Origin of the sequence: Bartonella tribocorum, from assembly GCF_002777915.1 — a bacterium.
In the GTDB taxonomy this organism is placed as follows: domain Bacteria; phylum Pseudomonadota; class Alphaproteobacteria; order Rhizobiales; family Rhizobiaceae; genus Bartonella; species Bartonella tribocorum_A.
In genome coordinates, this window is record NZ_NJGE01000072.1 from 1 (window position 1) to 1,105 (window position 1,105).

Genomic DNA, 1,105 nt, shown 5'->3' on the forward strand with positions numbered 1-1,105 from the left:
ATCTGCCTTATCATAATGAACAACCACTGAATCATCCGACTGAAGATGATTAATTTGGTTGGTGATCTCATTGGTAATTTTATTCTGGACATTCGTGATAGAAGCACCAACTCCTTCAAAAGCTTCCGCTACATTTTTGTAAGTCTTATTTTCTTCCTTGCCATCGCCTGTAACAGTTTTAACTGTAAACGTTGGATCAATCCATTGACCTTCTTTATAACCAGATCCGCCACCTAAGTAAGTCGCAACTTTATCATTGGTCTCAAAAAGCTGTGAGCCATTTACCGCCTCATGTGAATCTTTGGAGATTGTTCCACCCATCAAACCAGAAATACTGCGGTTCTCATTATTCTTATTTTGAAGATTAATTATTGTGCCTTCTACTTCTTTACCAATAGTAATAGGAGCACCATCTTTTGCTTGCTTAACAAGACTGTCACTAACGACAGTAGTAATTTCATTGTTTATCTCTTGTTTAACATTTGTGATAGAACTACCAACCCCTGCTAAAGCTTCCGCTACAGTCTGATAAACCTTCTCTTCAGAACTACCATCATCTTTGACAGTCTTAACCTTGAAGCTTGGAGCACTCCATGCGCCATTCTCATAACTCGCTCCGCCTCCAAAGTACTGCGCAACATTGCTTCCTAAACCATAAAGCTGGGAACCTGTGATCGCTTCTGTTGAAGCAGCAGAAATATCTCCATTGGCAAGATACTTAATCTTGCTCGCCGTTTTTGCTCCATCTTTCCCATGCTGAGCAACAAAAGCACCATCAGTATTACTCCAATTCAAAGAATCCTGTGCAACACCCTCTGAGACTTCCTTAATACGATCATTCACATTCTTGATATTCTCATCAAGACCTGTAAAGGCGCTTCCTACATCATTAAAGTCCTTTGACTTCACATGCCCTTCTTCAGAAACCTCCGATAATTTATACGTTGGCTGTGTAAATGCACCATTCGTAAATGCGGAACCTCCACCTAAGTATTTTGCAATATCACCACCAATTGCATTAATCTGGCCACCTGTGATCACATCATGGGAATTTTCAACAATCTTACCATCAGCAACATTGTGGAGAGCGGTGAGAGTTTTATCC

At 40.4% G+C, this 1,105-nt stretch carries 1 pseudogene; it reads right to left on the minus strand.

From position 1 onward, the window contains the following. Nucleotides 1-1,105 (minus strand): annotated as a pseudogene (locus tag CER18_RS10165) (Vomp family autotransporter); the annotation flags it as partial.